Annotated in this window: 14 protein-coding genes and 1 pseudogene; 6 read left to right on the top strand and 9 right to left on the bottom strand. The window is 73.0% G+C overall.

The annotated features are described in order from the left end of the window. Positions 1-220, bottom strand: a pseudogene (locus GT045_RS40045) (hypothetical protein); the annotation flags it as partial. A 215-nt stretch (positions 221-435) separates the two neighbouring features. Here GT045_RS40045 and GT045_RS27485 point away from each other — a divergent pair. Both GT045_RS27485 and GT045_RS27480 read left to right on the top strand, forming a co-directional pair. Continuing rightward, a complete protein-coding gene (locus GT045_RS27485) occupies positions 436-2,520 on the top strand; it encodes a SpoIIE family protein phosphatase (RefSeq protein WP_161287600.1) in 2,085 nt (694 codons plus the stop codon). 69 nt (positions 2,521-2,589) lie between these two features. Beyond that, a complete protein-coding gene (locus GT045_RS27480) occupies positions 2,590-3,453 on the top strand; it encodes an Fpg/Nei family DNA glycosylase (protein WP_161335814.1) in 864 nt (287 codons plus the stop codon). Between the two features lie 21 nt (positions 3,454-3,474). On the opposite strand, the gene GT045_RS27475 is transcribed toward GT045_RS27480, so the two are convergent. The 3 genes from GT045_RS27475 to GT045_RS27465 all read right to left on the bottom strand — a co-directional run bounded on the left by GT045_RS27475 (position 3,475) and on the right by GT045_RS27465 (position 5,487). Beyond that, entirely contained in the window at positions 3,475-4,122 is a 648-nt protein-coding gene (locus tag GT045_RS27475; RefSeq protein ID WP_161335813.1) for a zf-HC2 domain-containing protein, read from the bottom strand. 150 nt (positions 4,123-4,272) lie between these two features. Then, complete coding sequence (locus tag GT045_RS27470; RefSeq protein ID WP_161287597.1) at positions 4,273-4,785, bottom strand: hypothetical protein; 513 nt, start codon at positions 4,783-4,785, stop codon at positions 4,273-4,275. 153 nt (positions 4,786-4,938) lie between these two features. Continuing rightward, the gene (locus GT045_RS27465; protein ID WP_161335812.1) at positions 4,939-5,487 is read right to left on the bottom strand and encodes a sigma-70 family RNA polymerase sigma factor; all 549 of its coding nucleotides are present in this window, start codon (positions 5,485-5,487) and stop codon (positions 4,939-4,941) included. Between the two features lie 216 nt (positions 5,488-5,703). On the opposite strand from GT045_RS27465, the gene GT045_RS27460 reads away from it, so the two are divergent. After that, positions 5,704-6,852, top strand: coding sequence for a CapA family protein (locus GT045_RS27460; RefSeq protein WP_161335810.1), 1,149 nt, complete (start codon positions 5,704-5,706; stop codon positions 6,850-6,852). Here GT045_RS27460 and GT045_RS27455 read toward each other — a convergent pair whose 3' ends face one another. Both GT045_RS27455 and GT045_RS27450 read right to left on the bottom strand, forming a co-directional pair. Next, positions 6,853-8,277: an amino acid permease gene (locus GT045_RS27455; RefSeq protein WP_161287594.1), complete on the bottom strand. Its 1,425-nt coding sequence runs from the start codon at positions 8,275-8,277 to the stop codon at positions 6,853-6,855. A gap of 157 nt (positions 8,278-8,434) precedes the next feature. Further along, positions 8,435-8,905, bottom strand: a complete 471-nt coding sequence (locus tag GT045_RS27450; protein WP_161287593.1) for a universal stress protein — start codon at positions 8,903-8,905, stop codon at positions 8,435-8,437. Between the two features lie 89 nt (positions 8,906-8,994). Here GT045_RS27450 and lysX point away from each other — a divergent pair, with 89 nt between their 5' ends. Continuing rightward, positions 8,995-12,270: a bifunctional lysylphosphatidylglycerol synthetase/lysine--tRNA ligase LysX gene (gene lysX / locus GT045_RS27445; RefSeq protein WP_161335808.1), complete on the top strand. Its 3,276-nt coding sequence runs from the start codon at positions 8,995-8,997 to the stop codon at positions 12,268-12,270. 91 nt (positions 12,271-12,361) lie between these two features. Next, complete coding sequence (locus tag GT045_RS27440) at positions 12,362-13,198, top strand: polysaccharide deacetylase family protein (RefSeq protein ID WP_161288843.1); 837 nt, start codon at positions 12,362-12,364, stop codon at positions 13,196-13,198. A 57-nt stretch (positions 13,199-13,255) separates the two neighbouring features. Here the strand turns inward: GT045_RS27440 and GT045_RS27435 are convergent, their stop codons facing one another. Then, positions 13,256-13,927, bottom strand: a complete 672-nt coding sequence (locus GT045_RS27435; RefSeq protein WP_161335805.1) for a class F sortase — start codon at positions 13,925-13,927, stop codon at positions 13,256-13,258. Positions 13,928-14,257: 330 nt separating this feature from the next. On the opposite strand from GT045_RS27435, the gene GT045_RS40765 reads away from it, so the two are divergent. Continuing rightward, positions 14,258-15,133, top strand: coding sequence for a hypothetical protein (locus GT045_RS40765; RefSeq protein WP_161335804.1), 876 nt, complete (start codon positions 14,258-14,260; stop codon positions 15,131-15,133). Between the two features lie 135 nt (positions 15,134-15,268). Here the strand turns inward: GT045_RS40765 and GT045_RS27425 are convergent, their stop codons facing one another. Both GT045_RS27425 and GT045_RS40530 read right to left on the bottom strand, forming a co-directional pair. After that, positions 15,269-16,033: a DUF4239 domain-containing protein gene (locus GT045_RS27425; RefSeq protein WP_161290488.1), complete on the bottom strand. Its 765-nt coding sequence runs from the start codon at positions 16,031-16,033 to the stop codon at positions 15,269-15,271. Positions 16,034-16,064: 31 nt separating this feature from the next. Next, positions 16,065-16,193: a hypothetical protein gene (locus tag GT045_RS40530; RefSeq protein ID WP_272926906.1), complete on the bottom strand. Its 129-nt coding sequence runs from the start codon at positions 16,191-16,193 to the stop codon at positions 16,065-16,067. Between the last annotated feature and the right edge of the window lie 139 nt (positions 16,194-16,332).

The raw sequence follows: 16,332 nt of genomic DNA, 5'->3' as shown, positions 1-16,332 counted from the left end.
CCGGTTCCAGCCCGCCTCTGTCGTCCCCTGCCGGTTCCACCCCGCCCCCGTCGGCCGGGGCAGCGACCAGCCCGCCCCCCTCGGCCCGGGCACCCAGCGGTCCGCCCCCGTCGTCCCGGGCCGGGACCGTGCAGTCCCCGTCGGCCCGGGCAGCTACGAGCCCGCCCCCCTCGGCCCGGGCACCCAGCGGTCCGCCCCCGTCGTCCCGGGCCGGGACCATGCCGTCCCCCTCGGCCCCGGCGCGCCCGGACGGCGCGGGTACGGTCGCCGAGAACGGTCCGCCCGTGCCCGGAGCCCGTGTCCTGCGCGGCGGACCCGACGGTGAGCCGAGCGGCTGAGCGGGCGGGACCGGCGCCGGACGGGACGCCGGGCAGCCGGCGCCGCAGCCCGTCGACCAGGTCGAAGAATCGGCCGGATGCTGGCATGGTGGGCCCCATGGCCGATCAGGGAGCGAGCGCCCTGTCACTCCCGGAGGACTGGCCCGCACATCCGGACCCGATCCTCGCGCTCAACCACATGGGCAGCTTCGACTGGGACCTGGACGCCGGTCTGATGGACATGGACGCCCAGGCTTTCGAGGTGTTCGACCTGCTCCCCGAGGAGTACGACGGGCGCCCGGAGACTCTGACCGTGCGCGTGCCGCAGCCGGAGGCCGCCCGGCTCGACGCGGCCATCGCCGAGGCGATCAAGGACGGCAGCGAGAACTACGGCGCCTACTTCCGCATCCGCTGCCGCGACGGCACCCTGCGCTGGACGCACACCCAGGGCTACATCCGGCGCGACGAGACCGGCCGCCCCCGCCGCGTCGTCGGCATCGTCCGCGACGCCACCCAGGAACTCGCCGACAGCGCGGCCCGCAGCCTGCGGGCCGCCCAGGACGAGGCGTTCCGCCAGCAGGCCGGCGTCGTCCAGATCATCTCCGCCGCCCTCGCGCACGCCCGCACCATCCAGGACGTCATCGACGTCCTGAAGGACACCCACGGCGTCCGCCACCTCGGCGCGGCCAGCCTGGTCATGGGCCTGGTGGAGGCGGGGCGGATCCGGCTGGTCGCCGAGGGCCCCGCCGGCAGCTTCGTCCCCGGCACCCGCGTCACCCGGATCGACGAGCCCTACCCGATGAGCGAGGCCGTGCGCACGCTCAGCCCCCGCTTCATCGAATCGGCGGAGGAGTTCGCGGCGGACTACCCGATCCTCTGGCCGCACATCACCGACCTGCGCATCACCTCGGCCGCCTACCTCCCGCTGATCGCCCAGGCCCGCCCGATCGGCGCGATGGGCCTGCTCTACGACGACCGGCGCGGCTTCTCCGACGAGGAACGCGCCGTCCTGGTCGCACTGGGCGGCAGCATCGCGCAGAGCCTGATGCGGGCCATGCTCTACGAGCAGGAGAAGGACCTCGCCGAGGGCCTCCAGCAGGCCATGCTGCCCCGCACCATCCCGAGCGTGCCCGGCGCCGACATCGCGGTCCGCTACCGCTCGGCCGCCCTGGGCCGGGAGATCGGCGGCGACTGGTACGACCTGATCCCGCTGCCTGGGGGTACCCCCTCCGGGGGAGGCCGGGTCGGCGCGGTCATCGGGGACGTCCAGGGCCACGACACGCACGCGGCGGCCGTCATGGGCCAGCTGCGGATCGTGCTGCGCGCCTACGCCGCCGAGGGCCACACCCCGGCCACCGTGATGGCCCGCGCCTCCGTCTTCCTGCACGAACTCGACACCGACCGGTTCGCCACGTGTCTGTACGCCGAGGCCGACCTGTCCACCGGAGTGGTCCAGGTGGTGCGCGCCGGGCACATCGACCCGCTGGTCCGGCGCGGCGACGGCAGCTGCTTCCGGGTCCCCGTCCCGGGCGGGCTGCCGCTCGGCCTGTCCGCCGAGTTCGGCCGGCTGGAGTACCCCGTCGCCACCCTCGAACTCGACCCGGGCCACACCCTGCTGCTGTGCACCGACGGCCTCGTCGAGCTGCCCGGTGCCGATCTGGACGACGGCATGAGGGCCCTCGTCGCGCTCATCTGCGAGGGACCCGGCGAGGTGCGCGACCTCGCCGACCGGCTGATCCGGGTGGCCGAGGAGCGGGGCGGCGACGACGACGTGGCCCTGCTCCTGCTGCGCCGCCGGGCCCGCGAGACCACGCGGCCCGGCGGACGGCTCCAGCAGCACGTCGCGTCCGGCGACCCGGAGGCCCTCACCCAGGCCCGGCACATGATCCGCGCCGCGGTCCGGGCCTGGGGCGCGGGCGACCGGGCCGACGAGATCGAGCTGGTGGCCGACGAGCTGATCACCAACGCCCTGACGCACACCGAGGGCTCCGCGATCGTCACCCTGCGGGCCCTGGACGGCACCCCCCACAAGCTGCGCATCGAGGTCGAGGACAGCTCCAGCGCCCTGCCGCGGCGCCGCGACGCGGGCGAGGAGGGCGTCTCCGGCCGCGGTCTGCTCCTCGTGGAGCGGCTCGCCGACAGCTGGGGCGTGGAGGCGAGGGGCGGCGGCAAGGCGGTCTGGTGCGAGTTCGGGCTGCCGTAGGCACCGCGACGTCCAGGGCCGCACCGCGGGCACCCGCCCGGCTGCGGTCCAGGATGGCACTCTGGACGCATGCCGGAACTGCCCGAGGTACAAGCGCTGACGGACTTCCTCACCGAGCACCTGGTCGGACTGCGGGTGGTGCGGGTGCTGCCGGTGGCCATCAGCGTCCTGAAGACGTACGACCCGCCGGTCACCGCCGTCGAGGGCGCGGAGGTGACGGCCGTGCGCCGGCACGGCAAGTTCCTCGACATCACGACGGACGGCGGGCTGCACCTGGTGTTCCACCTGGCCCGCGCCGGCTGGCTGCAGTGGAAGGACCGGCTGCCCGACGGCCCGCCGAAGCCCGGCAAGGGACCGCTCGCGCTGCGGGTGGCCCTGGAGACCGGCGAGGGCTTCGACCTGACCGAGGCCGGCACCCAGAAACGCCTGGCCGTCTACGTCGTCCGCGATCCGGGGGAGGTGCCGGGCATCGCCCGGCTGGGCCCCGACCCGCTCGCCGGCGACTTCGACGAGGAGCGCTTCGCCGCCCTGCTGAAGGACGAACGCCGGCAGCTGAAGGGCGCTCTGCGGGACCAGTCGCTGATCGCGGGTGTCGGCAACGCCTACAGCGACGAGATCCTGCACGCCGCGAAGATGTCCCCCTTCAAGCTCGCCGCCTCCCTCACCCCGGACGAGACGCACCGGCTGTACACGGCGCTGCGCGACACGCTCACCGAGGCGGTCGAGCGGTTCCGGTCGGTGGCGGCCGGCCGGCTGAAGGCGGAGAAGAAGAGCGGCCTGCGCGTCCACGGCCGCACCGGCGACCCCTGCCCGGTGTGCGGCGACACCATCCGCGAGGTCTCCTTCGCCGATTCCTCGCTGCAGTACTGCCCGACCTGCCAGACGGGCGGCAAGCCGCTGGCCGACCGCCGGCTGTCCCGGCTGCTGAAATGAGCCGGCCGCGTCCCGGTGCCGTTACTCCAGGGTGACCAGTCGCCGTCCCTCGTCCGTGCGGATCTCGTAGCGGAGGATCTGCCCGGGGTGCAGCGCGGTGGTGCCCATCGCGGTGGTGGGTGCGGCGCCGTCACCGGGGTCGGTCCAGCCGGCGACGACCTGTTCCGTGCCGTCGCGGCCGACCGCGACCAGGCGGCAGGCGTGCGGCCCGGAACCGTCCCTGACCTCCAGCCGCAGGTCGCTGCCCCAGTCCGCGTCCGTGGACGTGACCCGCGCCCACACCCCGGTGTGCGGGTCGGTCGCCGTGGTGACCCGTGGGGCAGGGGGCGCGTGGCCGGCGAAGGCCACGATCCCCGGGCCGGCCACGGCCAGCACCACCGAGGCGGCCAGGCCGTACAGCAGCCGGCGCCGCCGCGACCGCCGCCGCCGCACCAGCTCGCCGAGGAGCCGGTCCAGCAGCCGGGGACCGGGCTGTGCCAGGGGATGCACGAAGCGCGGCGTGGCCCGGCGGTACAGCATCAGCTGCCGGGTCGCGGGCCCGAACTCGGTCACGTGTGCCGTGCACCGGGGGCACTCCATGAGGTGGTCCTCGAAGCGGAATGCCTCCGCCTCGTCCAGCACGCCGAGCGCGTACGCGCCGGCGTCGCGATGCCGTTCCAGGGACCTCATGCCGAATCCTCGTGCCGAAGGGTGGGGGAAGGGTTACTCCTTGCTCCCACCCGTACGCAGCCGACGGCCGAATCACTCAAGCCACGCACAGAATCCCGGCAGGAGATTCGGAGCGGTCCGGCCCGTGGATTGGTGTGAATTCCAGAAGATTCAGAAGAGGTGGATCGCGAGGTGCCCGAGGGGCAGTCCGAGCCGCCAGGCCGGTGTCCAGACCTTCGGCCCGTCCTCCTCCCCGAACACCGCGCCGCCGCCCGGGACCGCGTCCAGGTCCGGCGCGAGCAGCTCGGTCTCCTCCAGCCAGCGCCAGGCGTCCGCCGCCAGCGCCAGGTCCGGGCCGAGGGCGCCGGGGCCGTCCGTCCGCCCGGCCAGCTCGGCCATGCGGGTCCGCACCCAGTCCTGCCAGGGCTGGTCGTAGGCGGTCAGCGCCAGCCAGTTCTCCAGCTGGGAGATCACCCGGATGCCGGACAGCTCCCCGTCGGTGTCGGACAGGAAGACGGTCAGCGCCAGCGCGTCCCGGCCGGCCCGGAACTCGAAGGACGTCGGCGGCATCAGATCGCCGGTGCGCAGCAGCTCGTCGGCGATGTACTCGGCGTACAACCAGGCCATGGGGACGGCCAGTTCATCACCGGTACCGTCCGTGCTCTCGTGACCTCTGTGCAGCATCCCTTCCTGCCCTTCCTCCGGTACGTGCGCGTCGCCCGGGCCCCGCCGGGATCGCGGTCCTGGCCCCCGCCCGAAACGCGGATGAGGACAGCCCATTGCCCGAACGGGGGCTACAGCAAGGCGCTTTACCGAGGTTTGACCAGGCTTCCGGTTTCATCGCAGGTCGGTCGCATAACCCGGAAGGACCCGGCGCAGGGCACGCAACGCGTAGTACGCGCGGGACTTCACCGTACCGGGTGGAATCCCGAGGGTCTGCGCCGCCTCCGTCACACTGGCCCCGCGGTAGTACACCAACAGCAGGACGTCACGGTGCTCCGGAGTGAGTGTCTTCACAGCCTGCCGGACATCGAGCACCGCGGTGGCCCGCTCGGCGTGATCAGCACTCACCCGCGCGTCCTCGGGCACCTCGGCCCCGGTCTCGGCCGGCCGTGCCTGCCGGGCCCGCCGGGCGTCGATCGCGAGCCGCCTGGCCACCGTGAGCAGCCAGGGCCGTACGGACTCGAAGCCGTCGGCGTGCAGGGCCTCGGGGTGCTGCCAGGCGCGCACCAGGGTCTCCTGGACGAGGTCCTCGGCGCGCTGGCGGTCTCCGTCGCAGAGCCTGAGCAGCAGTGCGAACAGCGGGCCGCCGTGCTCGCGCTGGAGCGCGGCCAGCTCGTGTCCGGCGGTCGTGGTCCCGGGGGTGAGTGAGGTTCCGGCCGTCATGGCCGTATGCCAGCGCAGCCCGTGGCCGGCGCACAGGGGGCGGCCCCGGGCGTGCGACGGACGGTCGATCGCGTCGGCGAACGGTAGGGCGGGCGATACCCGAAAGCCCCGGACGGGCTAATGACGCCACCCGATCTGTTTATCCGGCACATCAGATTCATACCCATATGCCCGTCACGCCTTCGTCTGTATATACGACAACCCTGGGGTGAGCTGATGATCGGACGCAGACAACAGGTGGCGCTGGTCCTGACCGCCGTCCTCGCGGCCGGAGCAGCCTGCCAGAACCGGCAGCAGGAGTCCGGCACGCGCGGAGAGCCCGCGCCGCCCCCGGCGGGCGGCGGCTTCACCCTGGTCGCCTCCGGCGACGTGCTGCCGCACACCTCCGTGATCGAGCGGGCCGCCTACGACGCCGGCCGCAACGGCCACGACTTCCGCCCCATGCTCTCCGGCGTCCAACCCGTCGTCTCCCGCGCCGACCTGGCGCTGTGTCACATGGAGACCGTCTACGGCGCCGACGGCGACTACACCGGCTACCCCGTCTTCAAGTCCCCGCCGCAGATCGCCGAGGCCCTCGCGGCCACCGGCTACGACAGCTGCTCCACCGCCTCCGGGCACGCCCTGGACGACGGCGCCGCCGGTATCGCGCGCACCCTCGACGCGATGGACAGGGCCGGCCTGCGGCACGCCGGGACCGCCCGCAGCGAGGCCGAGGCCCGCTCGGTCGGCATGCTGCGGGCCGGCCGGGCGAAGGTCGCCCACCTGTCGTACACCTTCGGCACCAACTACCCGCTGCCGCCCGGACAGCCCTGGGCGGTCAACGTGATCGACGCCGACCGGATCGTCGCCGACGCCCGTGCCGCCCGGCGCGGCGGCGCCGACGTCGTCGTGGTCTCCCTCGACTGGGGCACCGAGTGGCAGCAGGAACCCGACCGCCTCCAGCTCACCCTCGCCCAGCGGCTGACCGCCTCGGCCACGAACGGCCGCCCGGACATCGACCTGGTCCTCGGCACCCACGCCCATGTCCCGCAGGCATACGAGAAGATCAACGGCACCTGGGTGGTCTACGGGATGGGCGACCAGATCGCCGGCGAGATGTACAACCGCGCGGGCGCCCAGGACCCGCGCGGCAACGAGTCCACCCTCGGCCGCTTCACCTTCGCCCCGCCGGCCCGGCCCGGCGGCCCCTGGCGGGTCACCGCGGCCGAGTTCGTCCCGCAGCTGTACGACCTCGACGCCGGGCGGGTCGTCGACCTCAACCGGGCCATCGCCCAGGGCGCCCAGCTGGAGGCCGTCCGCGACCGGATCAGGGACGCGGTGCTCAGCCGCGGCGCCGCCCAGGACGGCCTGACCATGGCGGAGTGATCAGCCGCCGGACCGCCGGACGGCGAGCGCCGAGCGCCGGTAGGAGTAACCGAAGTAGATCACGCATCCGATCACGAACCAGATGGCGAACCGCACCCAGGTCTGCCACTGCAGGAACGTGATCAGCCAGACCGAGAAGACGACACCCAGCGCGGGCACGACCGGCATGCCCGGCGTCCGGAAGGTGCGCGGCAGCTCCGGCTGCCGGTAGCGCAGCACGATCACCGCCACGCACACCACCACGAACGCCAGCAGGATGCCGATGTTGGTCAGCTCGGCCGCCTCGCCGATCGGGACGAACCCGGCGATCGCCGCGGACGCCGCCCCCACGATCCAGGTCACCCGGGTCGGCACGTGCCGCGTCGGGTGCGTCTTCGCGAACCACCTGGGCAGCAGCCCGTCCCGGGACATCGAGAACCACACCCGGGTCACGCCCAGCATGAACGTGAACATCACCGTGAGGATGCCGATGATCGCGCCCACCGCGATCACGTCCGCCAGCGCGCCCAGGCCCACCGACTTGAACGCCGTGGAGAAGCCGCTCTCCGGGTCGATGTCCTTGTAGTTCTGCATGCCCGTCAGCACCAGACACGCCGCCACGTACAGCACCATCGAGATCGCCAGCGAGTAGATGATCGCCTTAGGCATGTGCCGCTGGGCGTCCTTCGACTCCTCGGCCGCGGTCGACATCGCGTCGTAGCCGAACACCGCGAAGAACACCGTCGCCGCGCCCGTGAAGGCGCCGCTGACGCCGAAGGGGAAGAACGGGCGGTAGTTGCCGCTGTCGATGTGGAACACACCGACCCCGACCACCAGCAGCACCACCAGCACCTTCAGGGTGACCACGAACGTCTCGAAGCGGGCCGCGCTGCGGATGCCCAGGTTGAGCAGCCAGGCGATCAGCAGGCACAGCACGGCCGCGAACAGGTCCACCCGGTGCCCGCTCCCGGTGCCGGGCGCCCCCAGCATCCAGCTCGGCAGATCGGCGCCCATCGCCTCGACCAGGAAGCTGAAGTACCCGGAGATGCCGATGGCCACCACGGCCACGATCGCCGTGTACTCCAGCAGCAGGTCCCAGCCGATGAACCAGCCCGCGAACTCGCCGAGCACCGCGTACCCGTACGTGTACGCCGAGCCCGCCTTCGGGATCAGCCCCGCGAACTCGGCGTACGACAGCGCCGCGCAGGCGCTCGCCACGCCGGCGATCAGGAAGGACACCAGCACCGCGGGGCCGGCCGTGCCGTTGGCCACCGTGCCGGCCAGGGTGAAGATGCCCGCGCCGATGATGCCGCCCACGCCGATCGCGGTCAGCTGCCACAGCCCCAGCGACTTGTCCAGGCCGGTTCCCTCGCCGACCTCGGTCTCCTCGATGTGCTCGATCGGTTTGCGGCGGAGAATCCCCTCACCCGCGCGGATCCTGGCCATGCGCCTCACCTCTTCGCCGACGGCAACGGCTGACGGCGGATCATGATGTCTCAGGGGCGGCGCACAGGGAAGACGCCACGCACGGCCCCGCCGGGTGTCCCCGCGCGGGCCGGGCCGGCGGCTCGCGGCCGTACGGCGGGGACGCCCGCGGCGCGCCCTACGGGACGACCGTCACCGGCCACCGGCCCGCCTTCACCAGCCGCACCGCCACCGAACCGACGATCCGGTGCCCGGCCTGCTCCGAGGCGCCCACGACCACCGCGTCCGCCTTCAGCTCGTCGGCCGCCTTCACCAGGCCGTTGTAGGGATCGCCGCGGAAGGTGTGGAACTCCCAGCGCACCTCGAATATCCCCTTGACCCGCTCGGCCGCCTCCCTGATCTGCGTGATCAGGTCCTCGGCGATCTCGTCGGTCGTCTCCGCCACCGGCGCCCCGAGCGCCGCGCCCGCCGCCAGCACCGGCTGCACGTAGACCACGGCCAGCAGCGCGTGCTGCCGACGGGCCAGCCCGCCCGCGTACGCCGCGGCGCGCAGTGAGGAGTCGGAGCCGTCCACGCCGACGACGACGACCTTCGGGCCGTCCGTGCCCCGCTCGAACGTGTGCGAGTGCTGTTCGTGCTGTTCCGTCACGGCCCGAGGCTATCGGAACCGTCTGTTCCAGCCCATGCCCGGGCCCGCTCGACGGGCGGGGCACGCGGGCCCTTCCTAGAGTCGGAACCATGACTGCCACCGCGGAACCGGCCGCCCCCAGCGCTGCCGGCGGCCCGGTACGCCCGACCGGCGGGCGCCTCGGCCGGGTCCCGGAGGTCTTCGCCACGCTCTTCGCCGCGCTCGGCCTGCTGTGCGCCCTGCTCGCGGTCGTCGCCCCGCTGCGCGACCCGCTCCGCCCGGTCGTGCGCACCCTGGACCTGCTGCTGGTGCCCATCAGCGCCAACCTCGCCTACGCCGTCTTCCTGTTCCTGCTGGCCGGTGCCACCGCAGCCCGCAAGAAGATCGCCTGGTGGCTGGTCGTCGTCTACCTCGGCCTGCTCGTCCTGACCGACGCGCTCGGCGCGGCCGTCGGCCTGTACGCCCAGTCCCTGCCGTCCCTGGTGCTGTGCGCGCTGCTGCTGCTCCTGCTGGTGGCGGCGCGCGGCGAGTTCTACGCCGCCTCCCGCCGCGGCGCCGTGTGGCGGGCGCTCGCCGTGCTGCTGGCCGGGCTCGCCGCGTCCATCGTCGTCGGCTGGGGGCTGCTGCAGCTCTTCCCGGGCACGCTGCCGGCCGGCCAGCACCTGGGCTGGGCGGCCGACCGGGTGTGCGGCGGCCTGGTCTCCAGCAGCTCCTTCGCCGGCCGCCCGCCCCGCGCGATCACCTTCCTGCTCGGCCTGTTCGGCGCGCTCGCCCTGCTCAACGCCGCTGTCACCCTGTTCCGGTCCCAGCGCCTCGAAGCCGCCCTGCACGGTGACGAGGAGGCACGCATCCGGGCCCTGCTGGCCGCCTACGGCGAGCGGGACTCCCTCGGCTACTTCGCCACCCGGCGGGACAAGGCCGTGGTCTTCTCGCCCAGCGGCAAGGCCGCCGTCACCTACCGCGTCGAGGCCGGCGTGTGCCTGGCCAGCGGGGACCCCGTGGGCGATCCGGAGGCATGGCCGCACGCCATCGGCGCCTGGCTGGACGTGGCCCGCCGGCACGCCTGGGCGCCCGCCGTGATGGGCGCCTCCGAGAACGGCGCCCGCGCCTTCTCCCGGGCCGGCCTCGGCGCCCTCCAGCTCGGCGACGAGGCGATCCTGCACATCCCGGGCTTCGACCTCAGCGGCCGGGACATGCGCGTCACCCGGCAGGCGGTGCACCGGGTCCGCCGCACCGGAGCCGTGTGCCGTATCCGCCGGCACGCCCAGCTCACCGAACGGGAGATGCAGGAGATCGTCGACAAGGCCGACGCCTGGCGGGACACCGAGACCGAGCGGGGCTTCTCCATGGCCCTGGACCGGCTCGGCGACCCCGCCGACGGCGACTGCCTCCTCGTGGAGGCCCTCGGCGAGCACGGCCGGCTGCTCGCCCTGCTCTCCTTCGTCCCCTGGGGCCGCAGCGGCGTCTCCCTGGACCTGATGCGCCGTGACCGGACCGCGCCCAACGGGGTGATGGAGTTCATGGTCGCCGAACTGTGTGCCGTGGCCCCCCGGCTGGGCGTGCACCGGATCTCCCTGAACTTCGCCGTCTTCCGGTCGGTCTTCGAGGAGGGCGCCCGGATCGGAGCCGGACCGGTCCTGCGGCTCTGGCGCCGCCTGCTGCTGTTCTTCTCCCGCTGGTGGCAACTGGAGGCCCTCTACCGCTCCAACGCCAAGTACCGCCCCGAGTGGTACCCGCGCTTCATCTGCTACGGCGACACCGCCGCCCTCGCCCGCATCGGCCTCGCCTCCGGCATCGCCGAGGGTTTCGTCTCCGTGCCGTCCCTGCACAAACTCTGGGGAAAGGGGCACCCGGGGACGGGACGGCGGCCCGCCGTGCCCGCGGGTCCGCCGTCCCGGCCGGCACCCGGTCCCGACGGAGGGGACGAGACCGCGCCCGCCGCCCCGGACGCGGGCCTGCCCGACCAGGTCCGCGTCCGGCACCGCACCCTCGACCGGCTGCGCGCCACCGGCACCGACCCCTATCCGGTGGGCACCCCGGCACCCACCTGCGCCCTCGCCGACGTGCCACCCGGCGAGGACGTCACCGTGGCCGGACGCGTCATGCTGGTCCGCGACTTCGGCGGCATCGTCTTCGCCGTGCTGCGGGACTGGTCCGGCGACCACCAGATCGCCCTCACCCGGGACGGCTCGGGGCCGGCGCTGGACCGCTTCACCGCCGACGTCGACATCGGCGACCTCCTCACCGTCAGCGGCCACGCCCGGCCGAGCGACCGCGGCGAACCCACCGTCTTCGTCACCTCCTGGCAGCTCACCGGCAAGTGTCTGCACCCGCTGCCCGACAAGCGCCGGGGCCTCACCGACGCCGAGGCCAAGGTCCGCCGCCGCCACCTGGACCTGATCACCAGCCCCGACGCCCGCGCCGTCGTGCGCGTCCGCTCCGCCGCCGTACAGGCCCTGCGCCGGGGTCTGCTGGACCGCGGCTACCTGGAGGTCGAGACGCCGATGCTCCAGCAGATCCACGGCGGCGCCAACGCCCGCCCCTTCACCACCCACATCAACGCCTACGATCTGGACCTCTACCTGCGCATCGCCCCCGAGCTGTACCTGAAGCGGCTGTGCGTCGGCGGCCTGGAGAAGGTCTTCGAGCTGGGCCGCACCTTCCGCAACGAGGGCGTCTCCCACAAGCACAACCCCGAGTTCACGATGCTGGAGGCGTACCAGGCCCACGCCGACTACGACGTGATGCTCGGCCTCGCCCGCGAGCTGATCCAGGGCGCCGCGACCGCCGCGTTCGGCTCCCCGGTGGCCCGCAAGGACGGCGAGGAGTACGACATCTCCGGGACCTGGCCGGTCAGAACCGTGTACGGCGCGATCTCCGAGGCGCTCGGGGAGGAGATCGGCCCCGGCACCGAACTGCTGCGGCTGCACCGGCTGTGCGACCGCTCCGGGGTGCCGTACACCGCCGAGGACGGCCCCGGGGACGTCGTACTGGAGATGTACGAGCGGCTGGTCGAACACCGGACCGGGCCGCCCACCTTCTACAAGGACTTCCCGACCGACGTCTCCCCGCTGACGCGGCAGCACCGCAGCGACCCGCGGCTCGCCGAACGCTGGGACCTGGTGGCGTTCGGCACCGAACTCGGCACCGCCTACTCGGAACTGACCGATCCCGTCGAGCAGCGCCGCCGGCTCACCGAGCAGTCGCTGCTGGCCGCCGGCGGTGACCCGGAGGCCATGGAACTCGACGAGGACTTCCTCCAGGCACTGGCCTACGCCATGCCCCCGACCGGCGGCCTCGGCCTCGGGGTCGACCGGATCGTCATGTTCCTCACCGGCCTGACGATCCGTGAGACGCTCCCGTTCCCGCTCGTGCGCCGCCGCTGAGGACCGCCCGGCTCGGCCGTCCGGGTGTATTACCGCCGCCGCACCGGTGGCGTTGCGGTGCGCCGGAGGTGAACGGGGCGACTGATGAGTCATGCAGAAGGATCAGTTGTTCACGCGGCGCCGGATGCTCCTCGCCGGGGCCGCCGCCCTGGGGTCGGCGGGCACAGCCGGCATCGTCCTGGCGGAAGGCGGCGAGGAGACCGCCCGCAGCGCCCCGGCCCCCGTCGCCGGCCCGCAGGCCCGTCAGGCGCTCAAGCCCTCCGCATTCCGGCTGCAGCCGCTGACCGGATACGGACCGCCGCGTACCGCGCCCCGCAAGCTCAAGGTACGCAGGAAGCCGATCCTGGAGATCTCCCGAAGCGGCCGGCGCATGATGCTGACCTTCGACGACGGCCCCAACCCGGACTACACCCCGCACATCCTCGACACCCTCGCCAAGTACGACGTACGGGCGATGTTCTTCGTCTGCGGTGAGTGCGTCGCCGTGAACAGGGAGCTGGTGGCCCGGATGGCCGACGAGGGGCACGTCGTCGGCAACCACACCTGGACCCATCCGCTGCTGACGACGCTGGGCCGCAAGGAGATCCGCTCCGAGATGGAGCGCACCAGCGACATCATCGAGGACACCTACGGCGAGCGCCCCCAGTGGTTCCGCGCGCCCTACGGCGCCTGGAACAAGGCCGCCTTCCAGCTGGGCGCCGCCATGGGCATGGAACCGATGGCCTGGACGGTGGACACCACCGACTGGATGGAGCCGGGCGTCGACACCATCATCGACCAGGTGGAGAGCGGCGCCGCCCCCGGCGTCGTGGTGCTCTCCCACGACGCCGGGGGCGACCGCTCGCAGACCGTCCGCGCGATCCGCGAATGGCTTCCCTACCTGATCGACTCCGGGTACCACCTCACCGTGCCGAGCCGGCGGATCTGACGGCTCCCCGGCCCGGCGGGGCCGGCGCCGTGCTCTCGCCCGCCGGGCCGCGGTGGTTCAGGTGACCGCGGCCAGGCGGGCGAAGACGACGACGTTCCCGTCGTAGCCGTTCTGCTTCGAGAAACCGCCGCCGCAGGTGATGACCCGGAGTTCCGGTGTCCCCTTCGAGCCGTACACCCGGTCGCCGGGGAAGTTGTTCTTCGCGAAGACCTCGACCCCGTAGATCTCGAACACGGCGGTCTTCCCGTCCTTGCGCACGACCGCGATCTGGTTCCCCTTCTTCAGCGCCCCGAGGCCGTAGAACACCGCGGGGCCCTGCTTGTTGTCGACATGGCCGACGACGACGGCGGTGCCCTTCTCCCCGGGGGAGACGGCGCCGGTGAACCACCCGGCCAGGTTGGCGTCGTCCGGCGGCGGGGCCGCGACCCAGCCGTCCGCGTCGAGCCCCACCGGCACCACGGGGGCGTCCACGTGGATCGCCGGGATCCGCACCCGGTCCACGGCGGAGAACGCCAGCGAGGCGGGCGCGGGAGCGAAGGTGCCCAGGGTGGCGCGGCTGTCCGGCGCGGCCGCCGAGGCGGGCTGCGGCGGGCCGACGTCGAACTCCCCCGAACCGTTCCGGATGAGTGCCAGGCCGGTCAGCAGAACAAGCGCTATCACGCCCCACGGGGCGCGCTTCTTCCGCCGTTCCTCCTCCTCGGCAAGCTCGGCCAGCATGGACGCAGACATTCGCCATCCCCTCTCGACGCAGTCGCGCCACGTCCTTCGCGCATGGGAAAACGCTAAATCCCGCGCGGGCGGCAGGCGACGGGGCGATCGGCGAACGGGTGGCCCGTCACCCGCTCCGTGCGCCATCCGAGTTGCCGTTCCCAGATATTTTCTGACGGTCCGTGACCTGGGGGAATATCCGATTGTGTGGTTTTCCGTCGGCGTGTCGGATCACCAGGACGGACCATTCTCGACATGCGGGCGTGTTCCGCGCGTCTGAGGGTCGTCCCGGGAGGTGTTTCTCGCCGAACCACCGGGGACGGGACCCGGTGACCTCCCGCGGAGGATCACATGCGCAACCAACGTGCCCTGGCGGCGGCGTGCACCACGGTCGCCGTCCTCGGGCTCGCCGCCCCCGCGGCTGTCGCGGACGGCATGGGCAACGGGGGCGGGCCGAGCGGCACCGACAACAACAGTGCCGTCGTCGTCCCCGGCACCGGCACCGGCAACGTCGGCGCCCTGAACGGGACGGGGGTCGGGATTCTCCCCGGCACCGGCATCGTCAACGGAGGGGGCCGCGTTCCCGGGAACGGGAACTTCAACGGCAACGGCCGGGGCAACGAGGGGTTCGGGAACGGCCGGGGGAACGAAGGGTTCGGGAACGGCCGGGGCAACGAGGGGTTCGGGAACGGCCGGGGGAACGAAGGGTTCGGCAACGGCCGCGGCAACGAGGGGTTCGGGAACGGCCGGGGCAACGAAGGGTTCGGCAACGGGCGGGGCAACGAGGGTGGCCATGGGGAAGGAGGGAACTTCGGCGACCACGGCGACGACTTCAACTCGCGCGACATCTTCGTCACGCCCGACGTCCTCCCCGCCGGTGGCCGCCTGACCGTGATCGTGAACGGCTGCCGGTCCGGCACGGCCAGTTCCGACGCCTTCGGCACCATCCCGCTGGAGCCGTTCCGCGACGACACCGCCCGGGGTGTCGCCACCGTCGACCGGGACGCGCGCCGCGGCCGGTACGACGTCACCGTCCGCTGTGACGGCCGCACCCTGACCCGCCGCGGCGCCTTCACCGTGCTCGGTGGTGTCAACGGCGGCCTGGGCGGCAGCAGGACCACCGGCGCGACGCCCACCGACATGGCCATCGGCAGCGGTCTGGTGGCGGTGGCGGTGATCGGTGGTGGTGCCTTCTGGCTGCGCCGCCGGCACGAGAAGCGCGCCTGAGCCCCCGGCCGGCCGCCGGGCCCACCGGATCCGTGTCCGCCATCGAGCACCCGCACATCGACAGGCCTTCGCCCCGATTCCGCACGGAACCGGGGGCGAAGGCCTGTGGCGGACCGTGCCGCGACGGCCGGCGGGCTATCCCGTGACGCCCGGGAACATACTGAGGAACGGCTCGGCCGTGACCGCGATGCCCCGGCTGTACGGGGCGTCGAAGTCCCAGATGAGGAACAGCATGAAGGCGATGGTCGCCGAGAAGAGTCCGGCCAGGATCAGTTCCCGCCCGGTGCGCCGGATCTGCAGGGCGAACACCATGCCGACGGTGATCAGCGCACCGGTGATCAGCCCCCACCACACGACCGGCGGCATGGTGGCCCCGGTGGAGTCGGCGCGCGAGTTGCGTGCCTGGTCGGCGGCGGCCAGCTGGTCCAGCAGCGGCTGGTACGCCTGGGCCTCGAAGTCGTTCTTCGGCTGGTAGTCGGTGACGTCCGCCCGCAGCCGCTGCAGCAGCTCGCCGCCGCGGGCCGTGACCTGCCCGTCGTCCGCCATCCGCCGCCACTCGGTGTGGACGACGTAGCCGACGTAGGCGTCCACGTCCCCGCGGACGCGGTCCCGCACGTCCGGCGGATAGACCCGCACCCGCTCCGAGATCTCGTGCAGTGCCTGGGCCTCGGACTGCACGTAGTCCTGGGCCGCGCTGCGGGCCTCCCACACGCCCGCGATGGCCAGGCCCAGGACGATGGCGTAGATGACACCGATCCACATCGTCATGTACTCGATGACGTCCGGTGTCTCGCTGGGATCCTCGTCCTCGGAAGCCGTGCGGTGCCGCAGGGTCGTGATGACGACCACGACGGCACAGGCCCCCAGCATCGCGAGGACGAGAACAAGCCAATCCGACAACTGATGCCTCCAGAGGTGTGGGGCCTGCGCGTCAGCGCGGGCGCAGCGCCGCGACGGCGACGATCGCCGGGACGGTGATGAGCAGGACGTAGGTGACGGGCGTGGTGTGACCGTGCTTGGTGTGGGTGACGGCGTGGGGGTGGTACGCCGGGAAGCTCACCGGCGTCACGGTGGGCCGGGGGCGGGGCTCGGGTGCCGGCTTCGGCGGCGGTGGCGGGGCCGGCTCGGGTGTCGGGCGGGGTGGCTGGGGCGGCGGTGGCGCCGGAGCGGGCCGGGCGGGCGGCGCCGGCCGGGGCGTC

This window comes from Streptomyces sp. SID486 (assembly GCF_009865385.1).
Taxonomy (GTDB): domain Bacteria; phylum Actinomycetota; class Actinomycetes; order Streptomycetales; family Streptomycetaceae; genus Streptomyces.
This window is presented reverse-complemented; position numbering and strand designations above follow the sequence as displayed.

Excerpts from the sequence above, each read along its gene's own strand:
- GT045_RS27485 (WP_161287600.1), top strand. The coding sequence starts at position 436 with ATGGCCGATCAGGGAGCGAGCGCCCTGTCACTCCCGGAGGACTGGCCC.
- GT045_RS27480 (WP_161335814.1), top strand. The coding sequence starts at position 2,590 with ATGCCGGAACTGCCCGAGGTACAAGCGCTGACGGACTTCCTCACCGAG.
- GT045_RS27475 (WP_161335813.1), bottom strand. The coding sequence starts at position 4,122 with ATGAGGTCCCTGGAACGGCATCGCGACGCCGGCGCGTACGCGCTCGGC.
- GT045_RS27470 (WP_161287597.1), bottom strand. The coding sequence starts at position 4,785 with ATGCTGCACAGAGGTCACGAGAGCACGGACGGTACCGGTGATGAACTG.
- GT045_RS27465 (WP_161335812.1), bottom strand. The coding sequence starts at position 5,487 with ATGACGGCCGGAACCTCACTCACCCCCGGGACCACGACCGCCGGACAC.
- GT045_RS27460 (WP_161335810.1), top strand. The coding sequence starts at position 5,704 with ATGATCGGACGCAGACAACAGGTGGCGCTGGTCCTGACCGCCGTCCTC.
- GT045_RS27455 (WP_161287594.1), bottom strand. The coding sequence starts at position 8,277 with ATGGCCAGGATCCGCGCGGGTGAGGGGATTCTCCGCCGCAAACCGATC.
- lysX (WP_161335808.1), top strand. The coding sequence starts at position 8,995 with ATGACTGCCACCGCGGAACCGGCCGCCCCCAGCGCTGCCGGCGGCCCG.
- GT045_RS27440 (WP_161288843.1), top strand. The coding sequence starts at position 12,362 with ATGCAGAAGGATCAGTTGTTCACGCGGCGCCGGATGCTCCTCGCCGGG.
- GT045_RS27435 (WP_161335805.1), bottom strand. The coding sequence starts at position 13,927 with ATGTCTGCGTCCATGCTGGCCGAGCTTGCCGAGGAGGAGGAACGGCGG.
- GT045_RS40765 (WP_161335804.1), top strand. The coding sequence starts at position 14,258 with ATGCGCAACCAACGTGCCCTGGCGGCGGCGTGCACCACGGTCGCCGTC.